The following is a 1,481-nucleotide window of genomic DNA, read 5'->3' as shown; positions in this document are numbered from 1 at the left end:
TCATCGCAGCGATGACCCTGCAACCGCAGTTGTGACGCAAGGTCTTCAGGCGGCGTCTCCTGTGCCCAAGCCAAACGACCGCCGGATGCGACGAATGCAACGGCGAATGTCCCAACGAGAAGTCTATGCCACGCCATGAGCGGAACCCTATTCGAACGCGAAGATGCGTTTCCAGTCGTTCTTCATGCTGATTACCGGCCATCCATCCTTCTTGGCCTCGCCATAGAGTGCGGCCGTGAGGGCGCCGACCTTGGTGTCGGGCAAGCCCGCGGCCGGGCCGTAGGCATACTCGCGGGTGGCGTCATCGTGCATAACGAGCATCTTGAGCCGAGCGCCAGCGCCCGCATCAGTCCATTCCAGCATCTCGCGGTCGCCATTCGAGTTGCCGAAGGCCGCAAGGGGACGACGGCCGATCATCAGATGGATCCCTTCGGGCTTGCCGGCATCGTTGTCGTTGAGCAACAGCTTCGGCTCCTTGGTCAGGAACGGCTTGCCGTCCTTGGCATAGCCGTACTTCGTTGCGCCTGCGGTGCCGACCACCTGCTCGGGCGGGATGCCATAGACGCGCTCGGAATAGATGCGCACGAAGTCCTGGCCACCGCCGGTCACGATGTAGGTCTTGTAGCCGTTGTCGCGCAGGTGGCGCAGAACTTCGAGCATCGGCTGATAAACCAAGTCGGTATAGGGACGCTGCCAGCGCGGATGCCGGGCCGTTTCAAGCCACTTCACGGCCTCGGCGTTGAACTCGTCGACCGACATGCCGGTCAGCGTCGCGGCGAGGATCTTTTCGAGGTCTTTCATCGAGAGCTTCGCCATCGCCGCCCGATTGCCCGAGAGGACGGTTTTGAAGGGCTCGGCATTTCTGAGTTCCGGCCGCTTCGCTACCACCGCCGGAACGCGCTCCAGGCAGTAGACAACCTGCGAATACATTGGGTGCTCGACCCACAGTGTTCCGTCCTGATCGAAGGTTGCGATGCGCTCTTCCGGACGGACGTAGTTCTGGCTGGATTGATCGGTGGTGGCACGCACGAAATCGAGGATGGCCTGCTTCGCTGCCCCATCGTTCCATGACGGCAACGGGCTGTCTGTGGCCGGTGCCTGCGCCGCTGCAGGGACAGGTCGGAGCAGACCGGACAGGGCCGGGAGCATCGCCAATGTCGAGAGCAGGACACGACGGTTGATGCCGGACGGAGCGATCGGATCCATGTTCAGTCCCTTTCAGTTGCATGCATAACCTGGTCGAGGAGTCCGAGGGAAGATTCTCGGGCCCCGCGAACCCAGCGTCAGAAGTCGTCGGACCCGTCCTTGCATCGATAGCCGATGAAGCATTGCGGATTGTTCGAACTCGGCACCCATGCCGGCTCGGGGAACTGGTCGACCAGGCATTCCGCGCCGCTCCTGACGAAGCGGGCATAGGTCTGCGGGCCGGTGTCGAGGACGACGGCGCCGTCCCTCATGACGAGCTGGCGGTTGGCGCCGCA

The 1,481-nt window shown here is 62.7% G+C and carries 2 protein-coding genes; both read right to left on the bottom strand.

What is annotated here, in order from left to right:
- Nucleotides 1-147: 147 nt before the first annotated feature.
- Nucleotides 148-1,206 (bottom strand): HAD family hydrolase, encoded by a 1,059-nt coding sequence (locus FS320_RS43300; RefSeq protein WP_192926428.1) that lies wholly within the window; start codon nucleotides 1,204-1,206, stop codon nucleotides 148-150.
- A gap of 77 nt (nucleotides 1,207-1,283) precedes the next feature.
- Nucleotides 1,284-1,481, bottom strand: a 198-nt coding sequence (locus FS320_RS46840) for a hypothetical protein (protein WP_152718641.1), incomplete at its 5' end; no start/stop codon positions are given.

The sequence above is a fragment of the Microvirga tunisiensis genome (assembly GCF_009296175.1).
Classification (GTDB): Bacteria; Pseudomonadota; Alphaproteobacteria; order Rhizobiales; family Beijerinckiaceae; genus Microvirga; species Microvirga tunisiensis.
This window is presented reverse-complemented; position numbering and strand designations above follow the sequence as displayed.

Excerpts from the sequence above, each read along its gene's own strand:
- FS320_RS43300 (WP_192926428.1), bottom strand. The coding sequence starts at position 1,206 with ATGGATCCGATCGCTCCGTCCGGCATCAACCGTCGTGTCCTGCTCTCG.